Source organism: Klebsiella sp. HC6, assembly GCF_022605325.1.
GTDB lineage: Bacteria > Pseudomonadota > Gammaproteobacteria > Enterobacterales > Enterobacteriaceae > Klebsiella > Klebsiella terrigena.
This window is the reverse complement of the sequence record NZ_CP093276.1, coordinates 4,132,073-4,146,843: the sequence shown is the minus strand read 5'-3', so window position 1 is coordinate 4,146,843 and position 14,771 is coordinate 4,132,073. Positions and strand designations below refer to the sequence as shown.

Annotated in this window: 27 protein-coding genes; 14 read left to right on the top strand and 13 right to left on the bottom strand. The window is 51.9% G+C overall.

All coding sequences use genetic code 11. The features are described from left to right. Positions 1-111 precede the first annotated feature (111 nt). Positions 112-1,350 carry an oligosaccharide MFS transporter gene (locus tag MMW58_RS20170; protein WP_241723760.1) on the bottom strand — a complete coding sequence of 413 codons (1,239 nt, stop codon included), beginning with the start codon at positions 1,348-1,350 and terminating at the stop codon, positions 112-114. Between the two features lie 408 nt (positions 1,351-1,758). Between MMW58_RS20170 and bssR the strand changes: the two genes are divergently transcribed. Together bssR and MMW58_RS20160 are read left to right on the top strand one after the other, a co-directional pair. Beyond that, the gene (gene bssR, locus MMW58_RS20165) at positions 1,759-2,142 is read left to right on the top strand and encodes a biofilm formation regulator BssR (RefSeq protein WP_133596998.1); all 384 of its coding nucleotides are present in this window, start codon (positions 1,759-1,761) and stop codon (positions 2,140-2,142) included. Positions 2,143-2,244: 102 nt separating this feature from the next. Further along, positions 2,245-3,360, top strand: a complete 1,116-nt coding sequence (locus tag MMW58_RS20160) for a PQQ-dependent sugar dehydrogenase (RefSeq protein ID WP_241721975.1) — start codon at positions 2,245-2,247, stop codon at positions 3,358-3,360. A gap of 2 nt (positions 3,361-3,362) precedes the next feature. On the opposite strand, the gene MMW58_RS20155 is transcribed toward MMW58_RS20160, so the two are convergent. From MMW58_RS20155 to MMW58_RS20115, 10 genes are all read right to left on the bottom strand, one after another. Then, positions 3,363-3,983, bottom strand: a complete 621-nt coding sequence (locus MMW58_RS20155; RefSeq protein WP_133597002.1) for a glutathione S-transferase family protein — start codon at positions 3,981-3,983, stop codon at positions 3,363-3,365. A gap of 98 nt (positions 3,984-4,081) precedes the next feature. Beyond that, positions 4,082-5,368 carry a site-specific integrase gene (locus MMW58_RS20150; RefSeq protein WP_241721974.1) on the bottom strand — a complete coding sequence of 429 codons (1,287 nt, stop codon included), beginning with the start codon at positions 5,366-5,368 and terminating at the stop codon, positions 4,082-4,084. Next, the gene (xisR, locus tag MMW58_RS20145; protein ID WP_241721973.1) at positions 5,368-5,583 is read right to left on the bottom strand and encodes an excisionase family protein; all 216 of its coding nucleotides are present in this window, start codon (positions 5,581-5,583) and stop codon (positions 5,368-5,370) included. Before xisR ends, MMW58_RS20150 begins: the two co-directional genes overlap by 1 nt. A gap of 92 nt (positions 5,584-5,675) precedes the next feature. Next, positions 5,676-5,996, bottom strand: coding sequence for a hypothetical protein (locus tag MMW58_RS20140; RefSeq protein WP_241721972.1), 321 nt, complete (start codon positions 5,994-5,996; stop codon positions 5,676-5,678). Then, positions 5,974-6,369, bottom strand: coding sequence for a VVA0879 family protein (locus MMW58_RS20135; protein ID WP_049267433.1), 396 nt, complete (start codon positions 6,367-6,369; stop codon positions 5,974-5,976). The genes MMW58_RS20140 and MMW58_RS20135 overlap by 23 nt, the downstream gene beginning before the upstream one ends. Then, a complete protein-coding gene (locus MMW58_RS20130) occupies positions 6,366-6,590 on the bottom strand; it encodes a hypothetical protein (RefSeq protein WP_095033347.1) in 225 nt (74 codons plus the stop codon). Before MMW58_RS20130 ends, MMW58_RS20135 begins: the two co-directional genes overlap by 4 nt. A 5-nt stretch (positions 6,591-6,595) precedes the next feature. Next, positions 6,596-6,751, bottom strand: coding sequence for a ParE family toxin-like protein (locus MMW58_RS30455; protein WP_463351435.1), 156 nt, complete (start codon positions 6,749-6,751; stop codon positions 6,596-6,598). 70 nt (positions 6,752-6,821) lie between these two features. Continuing rightward, complete coding sequence (locus MMW58_RS20125) at positions 6,822-7,043, bottom strand: hypothetical protein (RefSeq protein WP_241721971.1); 222 nt, start codon at positions 7,041-7,043, stop codon at positions 6,822-6,824. 70 nt (positions 7,044-7,113) lie between these two features. Beyond that, entirely contained in the window at positions 7,114-7,404 is a 291-nt protein-coding gene (gene kil / locus MMW58_RS20120) for a host cell division inhibitory peptide Kil (RefSeq protein WP_241721970.1), read from the bottom strand. Further along, positions 7,397-7,507 carry a hypothetical protein gene (locus MMW58_RS20115; protein ID WP_241721969.1) on the bottom strand — a complete coding sequence of 37 codons (111 nt, stop codon included), beginning with the start codon at positions 7,505-7,507 and terminating at the stop codon, positions 7,397-7,399. The genes kil and MMW58_RS20115 overlap by 8 nt, the downstream gene beginning before the upstream one ends. A 646-nt stretch (positions 7,508-8,153) precedes the next feature. Between MMW58_RS20115 and MMW58_RS20110 the strand changes: the two genes are divergently transcribed. Beyond that, on the top strand, positions 8,154-8,324 hold the full coding sequence (locus MMW58_RS20110) for a DUF2767 family protein (protein ID WP_241721968.1): 171 nt from the start codon (positions 8,154-8,156) through the stop codon (positions 8,322-8,324). Between the two features lie 29 nt (positions 8,325-8,353). On the opposite strand, the gene MMW58_RS20105 is transcribed toward MMW58_RS20110, so the two are convergent. Then, the gene (locus tag MMW58_RS20105; protein WP_241721967.1) at positions 8,354-8,758 is read right to left on the bottom strand and encodes a hypothetical protein; all 405 of its coding nucleotides are present in this window, start codon (positions 8,756-8,758) and stop codon (positions 8,354-8,356) included. Positions 8,759-8,885: 127 nt separating this feature from the next. Next, on the bottom strand, positions 8,886-9,284 hold the full coding sequence (locus MMW58_RS20100) for a helix-turn-helix domain-containing protein (protein ID WP_241721966.1): 399 nt from the start codon (positions 9,282-9,284) through the stop codon (positions 8,886-8,888). 113 nt (positions 9,285-9,397) lie between these two features. Between MMW58_RS20100 and MMW58_RS20095 the strand changes: the two genes are divergently transcribed. Genes MMW58_RS20095 through MMW58_RS20045 form a run of 11 tightly spaced genes read left to right on the top strand, consistent with a single transcriptional unit; the run spans position 9,398 to position 14,770 of the window. After that, the gene (locus MMW58_RS20095) at positions 9,398-9,670 is read left to right on the top strand and encodes a transcriptional regulator (protein WP_241721965.1); all 273 of its coding nucleotides are present in this window, start codon (positions 9,398-9,400) and stop codon (positions 9,668-9,670) included. Beyond that, on the top strand, positions 9,654-10,079 hold the full coding sequence (locus MMW58_RS20090; RefSeq protein WP_241721964.1) for a toxin YdaT family protein: 426 nt from the start codon (positions 9,654-9,656) through the stop codon (positions 10,077-10,079). The genes MMW58_RS20095 and MMW58_RS20090 overlap by 17 nt, the downstream gene beginning before the upstream one ends. A gap of 14 nt (positions 10,080-10,093) precedes the next feature. Next, entirely contained in the window at positions 10,094-10,348 is a 255-nt protein-coding gene (locus MMW58_RS20085; RefSeq protein ID WP_241721963.1) for a hypothetical protein, read from the top strand. Beyond that, the gene (locus tag MMW58_RS20080) at positions 10,345-11,394 is read left to right on the top strand and encodes a hypothetical protein (RefSeq protein WP_241721962.1); all 1,050 of its coding nucleotides are present in this window, start codon (positions 10,345-10,347) and stop codon (positions 11,392-11,394) included. The genes MMW58_RS20085 and MMW58_RS20080 overlap by 4 nt, the downstream gene beginning before the upstream one ends. A gap of 9 nt (positions 11,395-11,403) precedes the next feature. Continuing rightward, positions 11,404-11,694, top strand: coding sequence for a hypothetical protein (locus MMW58_RS20075; protein WP_241721961.1), 291 nt, complete (start codon positions 11,404-11,406; stop codon positions 11,692-11,694). Next, positions 11,691-11,903 (top strand): hypothetical protein, encoded by a 213-nt coding sequence (locus MMW58_RS20070; RefSeq protein ID WP_241721960.1) that lies wholly within the window; start codon positions 11,691-11,693, stop codon positions 11,901-11,903. Before MMW58_RS20075 ends, MMW58_RS20070 begins: the two co-directional genes overlap by 4 nt. Continuing rightward, positions 11,896-12,681, top strand: a complete 786-nt coding sequence (locus MMW58_RS20065) for a ParB/RepB/Spo0J family partition protein (RefSeq protein ID WP_241721959.1) — start codon at positions 11,896-11,898, stop codon at positions 12,679-12,681. Before MMW58_RS20070 ends, MMW58_RS20065 begins: the two co-directional genes overlap by 8 nt. Further along, on the top strand, positions 12,678-13,193 hold the full coding sequence (locus MMW58_RS20060; protein WP_241721958.1) for a hypothetical protein: 516 nt from the start codon (positions 12,678-12,680) through the stop codon (positions 13,191-13,193). The genes MMW58_RS20065 and MMW58_RS20060 overlap by 4 nt, the downstream gene beginning before the upstream one ends. Further along, positions 13,190-13,921: a hypothetical protein gene (locus MMW58_RS20055; protein ID WP_241721957.1), complete on the top strand. Its 732-nt coding sequence runs from the start codon at positions 13,190-13,192 to the stop codon at positions 13,919-13,921. The genes MMW58_RS20060 and MMW58_RS20055 overlap by 4 nt, the downstream gene beginning before the upstream one ends. Beyond that, complete coding sequence (locus MMW58_RS20050; protein WP_241721956.1) at positions 13,918-14,118, top strand: hypothetical protein; 201 nt, start codon at positions 13,918-13,920, stop codon at positions 14,116-14,118. Before MMW58_RS20055 ends, MMW58_RS20050 begins: the two co-directional genes overlap by 4 nt. Further along, on the top strand, positions 14,111-14,770 hold the full coding sequence (locus MMW58_RS20045; protein WP_241721955.1) for an ead/Ea22-like family protein: 660 nt from the start codon (positions 14,111-14,113) through the stop codon (positions 14,768-14,770). The genes MMW58_RS20050 and MMW58_RS20045 overlap by 8 nt, the downstream gene beginning before the upstream one ends. Position 14,771: the final 1 nt, after the last annotated feature.

Below are 14,771 nucleotides of genomic sequence, written 5' to 3'. Positions count from 1 at the left end.
ATAAAGGAAGGTGTCAGGGCGGGATTTTACAGGTGTTTATCAAAAAAAGTATAGCAATGGTGCGTCAGATGATGAAAAAGCCCGGGAAAGACTCCCGGGCGCGATGAGACTTTAGGATTGGGCGGCGTCTCCCGCAGGCGCCGTGCCCGGCGTGCGGGGCTCTCGCTTATCACGCAGCGTGAAAACAGAGATCAGCGTGAACAGGCCGGCGATGCCGCCGAGGATATAATAGGTGCGGGCGAAGCCGATGGTGTCGTACAGATAGCCGGCCAGCGGAGAGTAGATGGCGGTGGCAATAGAGGCGACAAACAGCACCAGTAAATAGACCGTGGACGACAGCTTATTATCAAAGTTGGCGGCGATAAACTTGAACACGGATACCAGGATAAGCGGCTTTTCAAGGGCGTGCATCATTTTCACCGCGCCAATCCACACCGGGCCGAGCGGGATCGCGGAGCCGACGATCCTGACCGACATAATCATTCCGGCGATAATCAGCGCCCATTTCGCGCCGGTACGGTTCACGAACCACGGCATCAGGCATAAAAAGAGCGTTTCGCCGCAGACCTGAATGGAGGCGAGGATGCCGTACCAGCGGTTACCTTCTTCCGGGGTGGCAAATTGCAGGGAAAAGTACTGGGCGAACTGCTGATCGTAGGTGTCGTAGATTTGCGTAACGAACAGGGTAAAGATTAGCAGCATCCAGAACTGACTATTCTTCGCGAGCTCCAGCGCGTGGCTCACCTTCAGGGCGCTGGTTTTTTCAATCTCGGCCTCGGTCAGCTCGACTTTGGTCAGCATGAAGCACAGGGCGGCAATAACGATGGCAGTGCTGGCCAGCCAGAAGGCGAGGTTGGGGTTGCTATCGATATATTTTCCGACGATCCATGCCGCTGCGGCCCAGCCTAAAGAGCCCCACATCCGCACCCGGCCATACTCAAAGTGATAGCGGCGGGAGATTTTATCGATATAGGAATCGATAACCCCGCAGCCGGAGTTAAAGATAATCCCCAGGTAGACCCCGCCCAGCAGCGCCCCCAGCCAGAAGCTGTGGACCAGCAGCGGGGCGTACAGATAGATAAAGAACGGGCCAACCGGCAGCAGCATGGCAACCAGAATCCAGATCAGCCGCTTTTTCAGGCCGAACTTATCAGAAATAAAGCCGAAGAAAGGCTGCATCAACAGGGCGATAAAGGCGTTTACCGAGTACAGCAGGCCGGTTTTGGTGGCGCTGATGCCCAGATGCTGGGTTGTCCAGATAACGAAGAACGCCATGGTAGATGACCAGGCGAACAGGTAGAGGAAATCGAAAAGACTCAACAAGATATAGTTTCTTTTGCCGGGCGTAATCATTTCAGTTCCTTCAAACGGGTAGAGGTTAGTGCCGCGAAGCGGAGATGTTCGCGTTTTTTATTTGTTTGTTATACGTATTACATTTAACGGAGTGATATGACACCCGCCGGCACTAACGAGCAACATTAATAAGTGTTATTTGTGATCTTTACTGCAAAAAATGGCTTTAATCCCAACTTTATCAACCGATGATAATCATGCTCATAATGAGAGCGTATAACAAATTATTGTTTTTTGTTGGTTGTGTGACCGCGGAAGCAGCGCGTCGGGCGCGGGCAGTGTCAAACATTGCTGTAACATTGTAAATGATGTTAATTAACCGGGAATTATTGACCTCGCGCATGATTTTGCGCAAAAAACGACCATATTATAATTAGGGTAATGGATGACAGAGGAGGAACCCTGATGACCGTTGACAGACTGTATCGTAACCTTTTGAATAAGCTGATTAATGCCAACATTGATCTCGACGCTTATCTGCAGCTTCGCAAAGCTAAAGGCTATATGTCAGTCAGCGAGAATGAGCATCTGCGTGATAACCTGTTTGAGCTTTGTCGTGAACTGCGTGAAGGCGCGCCGCGATTGCAGCACGCCGTTACGCCGGAGGAAAGGGAAGCTCTTCGTCTTGCGGGTGAAGCCGTTGCTTCCGCGGCGGTTTGCCTGATGAGCGGGCATCACGATTGTCCGTCTTACATTGCGGTTAACGTAGAGACGCTAGAACGCTGCCTGGCGGGCTTGTCGCTAAACATTCATAAACTGAATGCATCAGCGCCAACGACCCGCGTCTGAACTCAGGGGGGCACGCCCCCCTGCTTAATGTTATGTAAAACTCCTCCTGCCGATCCCCTGCGCTGGCTACCCTTATCCCATTGCTGATAAAAGGAGTTCGCCATGCGCCAGACCGTAGCCCTGATAACCCTTGCCGCTCTGCTGTTACCTGCCGCCGCTGTCGCCGCCGAGAAGGTGCGCGTCGAGGTCCTGCAAAATAAGCTCGACCATCCGTGGGCGCTGGCGTTTCTCCCCGACCAGCAGGGGATACTGATCACCCTGCGCGGCGGTGAGCTCAGGCTTTGGCGTCAGGGAGAGGGGCTTTCGCCGGCTATTTCCGGCGTACCGCAGGTGTGGGCCAGCGGGCAGGGCGGATTGCTGGACGTGGCGCTGGCGCCGGACTTTGCCCACTCGCACAGGGTGTGGCTGAGCTACGCGGAGGCCGGGGAGGATGGCAAAGCGGGAACCGCGGCAGGATACGGCCGCCTGAGTGAGGATCGCCGGCGGCTGGAGAATTTCAGAGTGGTATTTCGCCAGCAGCCGAAGCTCTCCACCGGCAACCACTTTGGCGGACGTCTGGTATTTGACGGTAAGGGGCATTTGTTTATCGGCTTAGGCGAGAATAACCAGCGCGCAACGGCCCAGGATCTCGATAAGCTGCAGGGAAAGGTGGTGCGTTTGACCGAGACCGGGGAGGTTCCGGCGGACAATCCGTTTGTCGGTCGCGCCGACGCCAGGCCGGAGATTTGGGCCTACGGTATTCGTAACCCGCAGGGGATGGCGATCAATCCGTGGAGCGATACCCTGTGGCTCAACGAGCACGGTCCGCGCGGCGGGGATGAGATAAACATCCCGCAGAAAGGTAAGAACTACGGCTGGCCGCTGGCGACGCACGGCATAAATTACAGCGGCCTGCCTATTCCGGAAGCTAAGGGGACGGCGGTGGACGGAACCGAAGCGCCGCTGTTTGTCTGGAAAACATCGCCCGCCGTCAGCGGCATGGCCTTCTACGACTCGGCAACCTTCCCCCAGTGGCGGCACAAGCTGTTTATTGGCGCGCTGAAGGACCAGTCGCTGATTGTCCTCGACGTCAAGGGCAATAGCGTCAGCGAAGAGGCGAGGATTCTGCGCGATCGCGGCCAGCGTATCCGCGACGTTCGCGTCGGACCCGACGGCTATCTGTACGTCCTGACCGACGAATCCAACGGCGAACTGCTGAAGGTTAGCCCGCAGGGCTAGCCTCAGGTGACCGGGATCGCCACCACGCTGCGCCAGGCCTGGCGTTCGCTAATCTGCTGATACCAGCGCTGCAGGTGCGGGCGCGGTTGCCAGGTCGTGACGATGCTCATCAGGTTGTAGACGAACGGCGCAACGGCGATATCGCCGAGGCCGAATGATTCGCCGGAGAGCCACGGGAACGCCGCCAGCTCGTCGTCGAGGATGGCGAAGAGCGCTTCACAGGCGGCAATACCGGCGGCAATCGCTGCGGGATCGCGTTTCTCCTCCGGCGTTCTCACCAGCCCCATCAATACCGGACGGTGGGCGGGAGAGAGCGAGCCGTTGGCCCAGTCCATCCATTTGTCGCCCTGCGCCCGCCGTACCGGATCGTCGACCCACAGGCGGTTTTGCCCATACTGCGCCGCCAGATAGCGAATAATGGCGTTCGACTCCCACAGCACAAGGCCGTCGTCCTTCAGCAGCGGCACCAGGCCGTTCGGGTTCATCGCCAGATACTCCGCGTCGTGATTCACACCAAACTCCAGCCCCGCCAAAATCTGCTGATAGGGAAGGTCCAGCTCTTCCAGCACCCAGCGTACTTTTTTCACGTTAGTTGAATTGTTTCTGCCCCATAGCGTAATCATATCGGTTCCCGTTAGTTATTGAGCCGTCGTTGCAGCAAGGTGAGTCATCATGTTGGAATAAAGTTAATATTCCGGCAACCGTTTTTATTCTGCTGAAATTAAACGTTTTTTATACCAACCACTTTGCGTTTGGGGCAGCCTTGGGGCACTACGCTAGAAAAGTTATTGTTCAGCATTTCCACCTGGTTGCGGTCCATTTCTCCGATCCACTTCGAATAAATCTCATAAACCATCTTCGCGTTCTCGTGCCCCATCTGTCCTGCGATAAACGACGGGTTAGCCCCTGCGGTTAACAGCCAGCACGCAAATGTATGGCGCGACTGGTAAGGGCGTCTGTTCCTGAGCCCTGCCTTCTTTAACCCTGCCTCCCAACTATACCCCAGCGATTGAGATCCGTAATACTTCGTTTCCCCACGCCAGTTCCTTGACGGGATAAACACGAAACGCAGTCTTTGCTGCTCGGTTAGCCCGTGCTCACGATGATGAAAGGTAATTTCAGTTTTGCTTAATGCACCTGTTAGTTTGAATTGCTCGCGTAGAGCATTCAGCGCAGGTTCAAGCAGGGTTACCGTTCTGATCCCCGCATCAGTCTTAGGCGGCACAAACAGACTTCCATTAGTCTGGTTACGCCTGACATACAACTCCCCAGCATCAAGATTTACGTCCTCCCAGGACAAAGCCGTAAGCTCGCCGTGACGAAGGCCGGTAAATATAGCCGTCGTCCAAAGCAAAGCATGTTTAGGTGATAAGGCACCCATAAAAGCGTCGTACTCGCTCTGCAGAAGCGGATCCGGGTCTCGCCTGGAGCGCTTCAGCATCTTTATCCCTTCGTGCGGGGTATGGTCGATAAACCCGCTCAGGTTTGCCAGTTTGAGTAGGGCGGTCAGATTGTTCATCAGGCCATTAACTGTGGATACAGCACGACCTTTCCTTTTTAGCCAGGGAGCATGATCGCTAAAGGTATTTCCTGTTAACAGCAAATTCCTGTAATTCAACAGGTCTGGATGCTGAATATCAGCAATGTGCGTATTATTTCCGACGATAGCACAAAGCGTTGCTATGCGTGACTCTGCGACTCTATATGAAGCTGCTGATACTTCCAGTTTTTTCGCTGCGAGATAAACAGCACCTAGCTCTCCGAAGGTTTTTATTTTCTGCGTCGTGGTGAATTTTTTAATCGCTTTTGATTCGGGGAAATGGGAAGCATAATCGAACTTCCCAGCCTGAATTTCGCTCATAATTAATGCGCGTAGGTTTCCAGCCTTACGAATATTACTGTTTGATATTGTCCAGCCTCGTAAAACTTCGCGGCATCGTATGCCGCGATATAGAAAGCTAATTCTTATTCCCTTCCCATGCAGCTCTACGCCAGCAGGCATATTCATCAAGTTTCTCCAACAAGCCTATTAATCCTGGTGTAGTTGTAGAGAAGAGTCACTCTTCCTTCAGTAGCTTGAGGGTCTGGGGAGTGCTTCTTGTAATGAATACCCTCAACCCATCTCCCCTTCCGGTAAGATTTAATTTGCCGAGGAGTCATATACATCTTCGCTACAATTCCTTTTTCCATTACCCATTCGTCTTCTTGAGCAATATCGGCCATAAATAACCTCATGGCCGGGAAACTATAATCAGTGTCCCGGCTTAATGTTGATTATTGGAAATCAGTGTTTCTGACAAATTGTTTGAACTCGATTAGCCTGCTTGGGAATCCTGGAGGGCACGCTGTAACGTGAGCTTTGCCTCTTCCCAGCCTTCAGTTAGTGCTTTTTCAATAGCGCGATATAGGTCATTAGCATCGCACTCCCACGATTCCGCCTCGCTTTCAAAGTCGGTGCTGTTTTCCAGCTCATATTCAAGCTGGCCGATTTCGTCCTTAAATTCACAGCGCACCTCTTCTATCACTTCATTGCGCAGTCGGTCCTTCAGCGCATCAATCACCTCTTCAATCGGAAGTTGCCCCAGCATCTGCTCAGGGTCGGCATTTGAGTATTTAAGAATTAGCGCCTGGCACATGGCGCGCCTCCAGTTTTATGCGTAACTCGTGTGCTTGCTGCTGGCTTGCAACTTCAAAATGAGGGTGTTTCTTTTCGTCCGGGGTGATCACGGTCAGCTTGTGGATCTGAAATAAACCGCCGCACGTCCAGTTACAGCCTTTACCTTCAATACGGCCACTACCAGCACCCGTGAAGCGACCAACGCAGGAAAATCCCAGTACACCCTGCACCTCTTCAAAGTCTTTCCCGGCTCCAGCGGTAATCAACCACCGTGCACTTTGAACGGTGTTACATGCGGGACAGATAAACGCGTAATCCAGTGGATCAACGTCCTGAGCTTTAATCTCTGCACGAAACGCCTCTAAAGTTAATTCTCTGTTTTGGTTGCTCATCGTATAGCCTCCGCCTGAAGCGTTTTGTACGCACGTAGTACATGAATGACTTTGCCAGATATCACCGTTTTCAAGATAAAGAAGCCGGACCTGCTGGCGCGAACGCCAGGGGCCAGGAATAACGTTGTTTCGACTGCGCGATTATGGCGCCGGAACTCGAATACCGTGCTGGTGATAGTTGCGGTCGCAGTTGCTCCCTGGTCGTTGAACTCAACTTTCATGATAGCTATCTCCTGTCTTTAATTTGGTTGTATTTTTCATGGCTCATTACCTCCCAGCAATTTCCATTATTTCTGGATAACAAGCGCCATTTCCTGCCGACCTTTAAACTTAAATTTCCGCACTTGATTCGACATGGCTTAATATCCCCGCTGTCATACATGCCAAGAACCTGTGATGCCCTTTCATTAATATGCAGAGGGATGCGGTTAGAGGTTATTATCATTTATCACCTACCAGCGTTTATGGTTCATGTAGCCCGGCCGTGAAGGCAATGATTTACGAAATGTAGAGATAGAGGCAGAGAGAGTGTTTTTCTGTTTCTCTTTCTCGTTGCATACCGGACAGAAATACCTCTCTTTCCGATACGCACCCTTGCCGGAAGGGCGGTATTGCAAGTCTTTGCGTGAAAATGCACCGCCGCAGCCATAGCAATTATGGGTTTCGGTTTCCATATATATTCCTTTGTTTTAGGTGTGTGGATGCCTGCCGCTTAAGGCATTAAGTAATCCTGTGGTTTAATAATTAATAAGAAACTTCGGTGTTTATTTTATAATGCGCTGTAAGAAAGTCGCCATCGACAGAAACTAAATCACCGTAAGTTTCGTGATTTAAAACAACATCGCGGACATTAAGTCCTGACATCGCATCTACGCGGCCACAAAACATGCGGTCTTCTGCGTGCCTCTCAGCCTCATAAATGCTTTTCATGGATGCCATGGCCTGGCCCCACATATCCTGGCTGCCAATAAACTGCGCAATAGCCAACTTGCTACGAGCCGCCATCACTTGTGGGTTTAGAGGTAAACTAGCCATTGAACACCCCCGCAACGTGCAGAATTTTGATAGCGACAGCTGACCAGACAACGATCCCGATAGCCAACGAGATAACCAGTGAACGAATACCATTTCTGCTCATTTTCCACCCCAGCACATAAAGCTGATAACCACGACCGCAACCAAAAATGGAATAACTTTGGTCCAGAACTGGCGCCATGAGGGTTTATCTTCTTCCCGGATCATTTTCTCACCCTCGTTACGCGTGGAGCTTTGATGGGAGCAGGGGGTATGCGTTACCGGTTTTAATCATGTTCTCAATTATGTCCGGTGTTACATTTCCGTCGGGGAACCATACGCGGTGATTGGATGACCACCGATCGACGCGCTTTCCATCAGTTCTGAATTTCATTTTGGTTGCTGCATGGATTATGAATTTCATCCTCTTGCCCTCTTATGAATTCGAATAACGAACAGACGTTGCAATGCGGCGCCGGGTGCCTCCCGGTGACAGTAGCCAGTTAACAACTACCGCCGGCAAAATTCCCCCACAACCAAAATGACAGTTGGGCATTTCTCTTTTAACTGAGCCGCGTGCGCATAGCCGCGTTCACCGCATTGCAACGTCTGTTGATTTTTGGCCTTCAGGCGGCCAACCGAACGTTTAACCTATCGCACCGTTGTGGTGTTGATGGACTTAATAATACAACCTGAAGTTATGTTGTCAATAACTTCAGGTTGTATTTTTTGGGCGGGGAAGGGTGTACTCCAAAACGAAGTAAAGTGGTATGCTCACAAAAACACCACTGAGGGTTACGGATATGGTCGCCGAAGGCCATGAAACCAAGCGGGTAGCCATAGCAGACGTGATAAGAACGGAGATTGCAAAGGGGCTGGAGAAGTGGGATTTAGATCAGCTTCAGGCGATGGAGCTGGCGGTGAAACTGCTGGAAGAGTAGGGTAATCAAATCCAGACTATGTGGCCGGCTTAATGGCGTTCTGTAACGAGAAGAAGTTTTTGTATGGACGATTTAAGCTCGCCTTCATTGATGAAACTAAAAAAATTATCCTCGTCGTAATGTGCACATTCAACTAAAGATATTTGATATTCTTTCCAAATTTTACGGGCGAACTCGCGTCTTTTTCTTGGGTGCATATCTAAAAAAAACTCAAATTCACCATCAGATATGCCATTTCTTTCATTTGGATAATACCCGAGATCGATTGCCTCAAGTTGTTCTCTTAGCTTCTTGCGGAGGGTGTCGGCGATGGCGTTGTACTCCTTGCGCTTTTCCCCCTTAATCGCATAATGGTAACTTAGATAGCCGCTTGCTGGAACAGCCACTATGGCTACAATCATGGCGGATGTTGCTACTAAGTCGCTATAAACCAAGGAAATATCCTTATGCCAGATGTATATACTTTTTCAGATATGTTATCCACTGTTGCGTTAGCTATCTCCCTGACTAACGCAGCATGGCTTTTCTTTGTCTGGATGTTTGTAAGGCGCATGTAGAGCATTACGCTTTATTGCCCTTCTGGGCGGCAAGCCACCGGGCAACGGTCTTATCCATAGTCTCTTTTCGCTCTTTCATTTCGTAGAGCATTTGTTGCTGATCTTCTTCCGGGAACGCATTGAAGGTTTTAAGCAGGTCTAACTGCATAGGGCCTAACTTCATTGCGTCCGGAGTCACCACCTGATCGCCTTCGTCTGGCGGGAGCATGAACCAGTAGGGCGCATACCCCGTAATCTCCGATAACTTATCGACGTTCTCCATTGAAGGGCTAGTTTTACCTTTCGCCCATTTCTGAATAGTTTGCTGCGTAACCCCCATCCTCTGGGCGAGATCTGTTTGACTCCAATTTCTTTCCTTTAGGAGCCTGTTTATGCGGTAAGTGGTGATGTCGATAGTCTTCATTTTCATACCCAAATAATACAACCAAAGATTGTTACACGCGATATGAACCTAAAGTTGTTGCAAGTCACGCCTTGAAGTTGTATTTTTAAATTGTGAATAACAGGAGAGGTTCCATGAAAAAAGAAATTAAGGCGCTTGTAGCACGGCGCTTCACTCAAGCAGAAATTGGGCGGCATTTAAACGTAAGCCAGCAGACCGTTTTTAAATGGTTAAGAAAACAAGTTCCATCTGGTCGAGTAATCCCTCTTTGCCAATTGATGGGCTGGGAAGTAACCCCCCATGAATTGCGTCCGGATCTTCATCCAACCCCAATCAGTGGAATACCTGAAGGCGTAATCGTGCCACAACGTCAGTCAGCCGAGGTGAATCATGAAAATCAGGCATGAGCTTATTCGCGAGGCTCTGAATGCCTGGGCGCTTTATCCCGGCGGCCGTAAAACGCCAGCCGCGGCGATTGTAGAGGCGTATTTCTCAATGGGTATGACAACCCCTGAGCTTTACGACGAAAGCCACCCTGACGCACTGAGCCGCAATATCCAGAAAATTTACCGCTGGGTTGAAAGCGACTCACCTGGATCAGTCGAAAAGATTGCGCAGCTTCTTCCGGCCATTGAACGAGCCATGCCGCCGCTACTGCTGGCGCGGATGCGTAGTTATTACTCCGCTACGTTCCGCGAACTGCTGCAGCGCAAGCAGCGGGTAGATGACGAAATGGAGGCGCTGTTCGGCGCAATGATTGCTATGTCTGGCCGGATTGCTGGTGGCGGTCCGTCCGGTAACACGCTGGCCCACTAAGCGAGGAGCTGACTATGTGCAACCCGTCTGCTGCTGAATTGATTGCCCGCCTGAAAAGGGCTTACCCAGCCTATACGCCGTCTGAAGGTGACAAGGCATCAAATGGTATCCCTAAAGCGGGTGCGCAATTTAAGCACGGACTCAGGGGCCACCTGGTCACGGTAATCATCGCTACTGAGAAAGACGTTTCATACCGGAAGGCATGCGGGACATTGTGCTGGATGGGGTTACGTGAGTTTTTACGGCAATACAATGAGGTTTTGGTATGAGCAATCAGGTTTTTGACATTGTTCAGGCCATGTCGGGGCAGGGGAACTGCATAACGATCCCCGGACCGTATCTGGATTTCTTTGCAGGTGACAGGCAGCAGCATTTGCTGGCGGCGATTTTGAATCAGCTGGTGTTCTGGTCGGGAAAATCGAGCCTGGAGGATGGCTGGTTTTACAAAGAGCACGCAGCGCTGGCGAAAGAAGTTCGGGTTATCGAGGGGGACGTGGTCCGAAGGGCTATTTACAAGATTACTGAGCAATATTTACCCGGTGTTATTCAGGAACAGATTCGCCAGGTGAATGGAACGCCGAAGAAGCATTACCGCATCAACCAGGAAGAGCTGATGCTCAAGATATTCCCGTCAATACTGGATTCGGCACAAACGCCGAATCGGAGTAAGCCATTGAAAGAAATGGAAACGGCACAAACGCCGAATGGAAACGGCACAAACGCCGAATGCATTCGGCATAAGAGCCGAATCCAGGAAACGGCACAAGCGCCGAATGGAAACGGCGTTTATGCCGAATCCCTTCTCTATACAGATCTTAAAAGAACAGATCTTATAACAGATCTTAAAAACCAGAGTGGCGAGGTTTTGCCTGTGGATAACTTTTCTGAATTGACTCAGAAAACAGTCACCCCCGAAGTGAATCTCCCGGATGCCACCGAAGACAGCAACCTGTCTACCGATGACGACTTCGATCTCGCGATGTGGTTCTGGTCGACCATCATCGAAATGTACGAACGCGCCGCCGAGTTCGACGGCTGTCTGGCAAAACCGAGAGAACCAAATTTTGTTCGCTGGGCAAACGAAGTTCGCCTGTTGCGTCAGGAGCATGGCTGCAGTCACGAGCAAATGCGCACCATGATCGAACGTATTCAGCGCGACCAGTGGTGGTGCGAGAAGGTTCAGGACACGAAGACGCTCCGTAACAAATGGCCGGAACTGGCACTGAAGTTGTGCTCTGGAAATCTGGCAACCGGCGGCTCATTCGGCATGAGCAGCAAACTGGACACCAACATCCCGAAAGGCTTTAGGGGCTAAGGATTTTTGATGAAAAAGAAATCTCAGAAAACTCAATATCGCAATGAAATTACGGCGCTGGAATTCCTCAGGGCAAACCCTGATTTGACCACACGTGAAATTGCCAACGCTCTGAGCCGCACTATGGCCTCGGTGAATGGCCAACTTCGCCAGCTGCATGGTGCGGGGCAGATTACCCAAAGCGGGCAGCGTAATGGCGTGATCACCTGGCGGTTTAACGATATGCCATTTGGCTGCGCTAACCGCATCCGGATGATGTTTGAAAATCTCCTGAGGGAATGCCGCGGGGTCGCTCAATGAAATTGCAGAAATGCCCTGACTGTGGGGCGGAGCCTGAATTTCACTGGAAGGACTACCGGTTTGGTTCCTGTTCAGGCGCGCTGAAATGCCCGTATGACCATCACCGAGTCCAGCAGAGTTACTGGGCTGGTGGAAAGAAAAAAGCAAAGCAGCAGCTCGAAGAAAAATGGGTCGCGGCGGTGAATAACAACGAGGTTAAAAATGGCTAAGAACTCAGTAGACGCATACGGCGCCAGCGGCAAGACGAACGTTTTGATGTTCGAACCGGAAAAACTGCATCTGGTGACTGACAAAGCGCATCCACTTTACGACGAGCGTATTCACCTGCCCATCAACGAGGCGATGGTGTTGAACATCATGGATCAGGGTGTGCTGGAGCCGATTATCGTCTGGAAGGACCCCGAAAGCGGGCTGGCCTGTGTTGTTGATGGCCGTCAACGCGTGCGTCACACCCTGGAAGCCAATAAACGGCTGGTGAAATCGGGTGAATCCCCACTGCTGGTTCCCGCAGTAACTAAACGTGGCTCTGCCGTTCGTATGGCGCAGGCGATGGTCAGCGCAAACGAAATCCGCCAGGCGGACACCCCATTGGGTCGGGCGAAAAAAATGGCCGACGCGCTGGAACGTGGGCATGACGAACAGGACCTTTCCCTGATGTTCGGCGTTGGCATCCAGACAGTACGCGCAACACTGGCCCTGCTGGACGCAACCCAGGCGGTTAAAGACGCCGTAGAGGCCGGATCCGTCACCGTCACCCAGGCGCGCCAACTGGCGTCGCTGAAGCCCGAAGAACAGCGGGAAAAAGTGGCAGAAATCGAAGCGGCAACCGCCGGCACTACCGGCCACGAAAAAGCGCGCCGGCAGCGTCAGGTGCTCGGCGATAAGAAACCGCGCATCAAAACCCGCAAAGAAATAACCAAAGCCCTCGAAGGCGCCAGCGGCGATTACGCTGATGCTTTGCGCTGGGTGCTCGGGGAGGTTGTATGAGCGAATTAACAGCAGCACTGGCGACTATCGAGAAGTGCCGGGAGATTACTGGCTGTCCGGCAGGTGTTAGCCTGCAGGACTGGGTGAAGATACTGGCATCAGAGTTAAGCGTTGTAGAAGAGATTCACAACAGAGCTGTATTCATCACTGATGAACTATATGACGCAAGTCCTAAGGAGGTGCAAAGCATCATTCGCTCTTTAGCCTGTATGAAAATGCCTGCTTACGCTTGTCTCGTAGCCGGGATTAAGGCTGATGGGGTGGAATGGATTGAAGGGAGTGAGCCGCGCGAGTTTGGCCGTTACTGGGTCCGGTACGAAACCGATATCGGGCCGCAGTACTGCTCTGCGCAATGGATGGAATACAACTTCTGCGCTTCCAGTGATACCAACATCCATAAAATCTGGCTGGCTGACCATTCTCGCTCAATCAACAGCCTGAAGGGTGTAACTCATTACACAAAGCTCCCCGCGTCGTTAGAAGACCGCCAGCTGCGCGAGGGGGCCAAATGAGACGCCACCGGTTTGAAACCGACACTCGCTTTTTGCTTGATACAGCATTTCACCGTCTGGAAATCATCCGTGATGATGGTCTGTATCGGCACCTGCGCATGCAGCAGCCGGGAACGTCCTGCTACTACTACGACGTCATCACCTGGCCTGGCTATCTTACCGTCACCGGCGATATGGGTACCTGGACCTTCAGCCGCATTGCGGACATGTTCGACTTTTTTGGCGTCTGGGAAGGTGGAGTCAATACCCATTATTGGTCTGAAAAGCTGGAGGCTGGCGCGGGCTGTTCGGCGCGCGAAATGCTGGCGAAAGAATACAACCACGATGCGTTTTGCAAAAGCCTGAAAGAGTCGCTTAGTGATTACCTGGAGGATGAGGAAGGCCTAGAACCAGAAGAAGATGAAGACTGGGACGACGACGACGATGACGATGACGATGACGATGACGATGTGCAAGATAGCGATAAAGCAAGGGTGCGCGAAATTGTCCGTGAATTATGCAGGGCTGAGTTTAACCACGATTTTGAAGCTTATAACGCTGTTTATGACGCTGATTGGCCTGAAAGGTTTAGCGCCTGGGATATCTGCGATGGCCTGACCTTTAAAACCTATACCAGCCATTTCCGCTGGATTCTGTTTGCTATCACCTGGGCCATCAGCAAATACCACAACGCGAAGCTTGTTGATAAAGCAATGGGTACGTTTCTGGCTGTGAAGGGGGCCAAATGATTACCGGAACCACGAACTACGACGAAGTTCCTGATGTTAGTTGCACTTTGTGCGGCGGCTATTACAAAGCCGATGATCCGGAAAGTCACGAATGCGGGGAGGAAGCCCAAGACGAAATTGAGTGTGATATCTGCGGTTTCAAAAGCACCGACCCCGACGGCGCTCACTACTGCTGCGAGGATAATTCGAATGACTGATATCACCGAACTGGCGCCGGCCATGAAAGCGGCAGCAGAAAAAGCGACCGCGCTTAACCTGGATACAGCTCAGGAAGTCCGAGATGAAGACGGATACCTTGAGTGCCCGGTTTGCGGTGGCGAAGGTAGCGTTGATGCTGAGCGCGATTATTGCAACATCGACGGTGTTGCGCTGGGAATTCAGTTTTATGGCATCGGGGAGCATCACGGGCTTGCTGAACAGTATTTCCGCATAGCAACGCCCGCCAACATCCTCGCGCTGGTAGAGGCGCTGGAGAAGTCAGAATCACGGCTTCATGAGGTCGCCGTAGCTTGCGCAACCGCAGAGCAGGTGATGGAGAAGGCGCAGACCATCAACGCAGCAGCCGAAAAACTGGTCCGCTGCAAAGGTCGCTATCACAGCGAGCAGAACTATCGCGCACTGGCGGCTCTGTTTGGCGTGACTACTCCAGACCTGCCGCCGCCGCTGGGTGGGGAATCCCGCACCGTCACCGTGAGGCTGCCGTCAAAAATTGAGCGCGGCGATGCTGATGGGTGGTTTATGTACAACGGCGGCCGCGTCGGCGGTGGTGCTGCCGAGTGGTACAACAAGGCGCTGGATGATGTCGGTGCTGAACTGACCGCAGCTGGCATCAAGTGGGAGGCTGAGTGAT

Bases quoted from the DNA above. Each gene is read 5' to 3' on its own strand.
- MMW58_RS20150 (WP_241721974.1), bottom strand. From the start codon at position 5,368: ATGAATATGCCTGCTGGCGTAGAGCTGCATGGGAAGGGAATAAGAATT.
- MMW58_RS20115 (WP_241721969.1), bottom strand. From the start codon at position 7,507: ATGAGCAGAAATGGTATTCGTTCACTGGTTATCTCGTTGGCTATCGGG.
- MMW58_RS30455 (WP_463351435.1), bottom strand. From the start codon at position 6,751: ATGTATGACAGCGGGGATATTAAGCCATGTCGAATCAAGTGCGGAAAT.
- MMW58_RS20095 (WP_241721965.1), top strand. From the start codon at position 9,398: ATGAAAAAAGAAATTAAGGCGCTTGTAGCACGGCGCTTCACTCAAGCA.
- MMW58_RS20065 (WP_241721959.1), top strand. From the start codon at position 11,896: ATGGCTAAGAACTCAGTAGACGCATACGGCGCCAGCGGCAAGACGAAC.
- MMW58_RS20100 (WP_241721966.1), bottom strand. From the start codon at position 9,284: ATGAAGACTATCGACATCACCACTTACCGCATAAACAGGCTCCTAAAG.
- MMW58_RS20160 (WP_241721975.1), top strand. From the start codon at position 2,245: ATGCGCCAGACCGTAGCCCTGATAACCCTTGCCGCTCTGCTGTTACCT.
- MMW58_RS20110 (WP_241721968.1), top strand. From the start codon at position 8,154: ATGCTCACAAAAACACCACTGAGGGTTACGGATATGGTCGCCGAAGGC.
- MMW58_RS20055 (WP_241721957.1), top strand. From the start codon at position 13,190: ATGAGACGCCACCGGTTTGAAACCGACACTCGCTTTTTGCTTGATACA.
- MMW58_RS20045 (WP_241721955.1), top strand. From the start codon at position 14,111: ATGACTGATATCACCGAACTGGCGCCGGCCATGAAAGCGGCAGCAGAA.
- MMW58_RS20080 (WP_241721962.1), top strand. From the start codon at position 10,345: ATGAGCAATCAGGTTTTTGACATTGTTCAGGCCATGTCGGGGCAGGGG.
- bssR (WP_133596998.1), top strand. From the start codon at position 1,759: ATGACCGTTGACAGACTGTATCGTAACCTTTTGAATAAGCTGATTAAT.
- MMW58_RS20090 (WP_241721964.1), top strand. From the start codon at position 9,654: ATGAAAATCAGGCATGAGCTTATTCGCGAGGCTCTGAATGCCTGGGCG.
- MMW58_RS20075 (WP_241721961.1), top strand. From the start codon at position 11,404: ATGAAAAAGAAATCTCAGAAAACTCAATATCGCAATGAAATTACGGCG.
- xisR (WP_241721973.1), bottom strand. From the start codon at position 5,583: ATGGCCGATATTGCTCAAGAAGACGAATGGGTAATGGAAAAAGGAATT.
- MMW58_RS20125 (WP_241721971.1), bottom strand. From the start codon at position 7,043: ATGGAAACCGAAACCCATAATTGCTATGGCTGCGGCGGTGCATTTTCA.
- kil (WP_241721970.1), bottom strand. From the start codon at position 7,404: ATGGCTAGTTTACCTCTAAACCCACAAGTGATGGCGGCTCGTAGCAAG.
- MMW58_RS20050 (WP_241721956.1), top strand. From the start codon at position 13,918: ATGATTACCGGAACCACGAACTACGACGAAGTTCCTGATGTTAGTTGC.
- MMW58_RS20135 (WP_049267433.1), bottom strand. From the start codon at position 6,369: ATGAGCAACCAAAACAGAGAATTAACTTTAGAGGCGTTTCGTGCAGAG.
- MMW58_RS20060 (WP_241721958.1), top strand. From the start codon at position 12,678: ATGAGCGAATTAACAGCAGCACTGGCGACTATCGAGAAGTGCCGGGAG.
- MMW58_RS20130 (WP_095033347.1), bottom strand. From the start codon at position 6,590: ATGAAAGTTGAGTTCAACGACCAGGGAGCAACTGCGACCGCAACTATC.
- MMW58_RS20085 (WP_241721963.1), top strand. From the start codon at position 10,094: ATGTGCAACCCGTCTGCTGCTGAATTGATTGCCCGCCTGAAAAGGGCT.
- MMW58_RS20070 (WP_241721960.1), top strand. From the start codon at position 11,691: ATGAAATTGCAGAAATGCCCTGACTGTGGGGCGGAGCCTGAATTTCAC.
- MMW58_RS20140 (WP_241721972.1), bottom strand. From the start codon at position 5,996: ATGTGCCAGGCGCTAATTCTTAAATACTCAAATGCCGACCCTGAGCAG.
- MMW58_RS20155 (WP_133597002.1), bottom strand. From the start codon at position 3,983: ATGATTACGCTATGGGGCAGAAACAATTCAACTAACGTGAAAAAAGTA.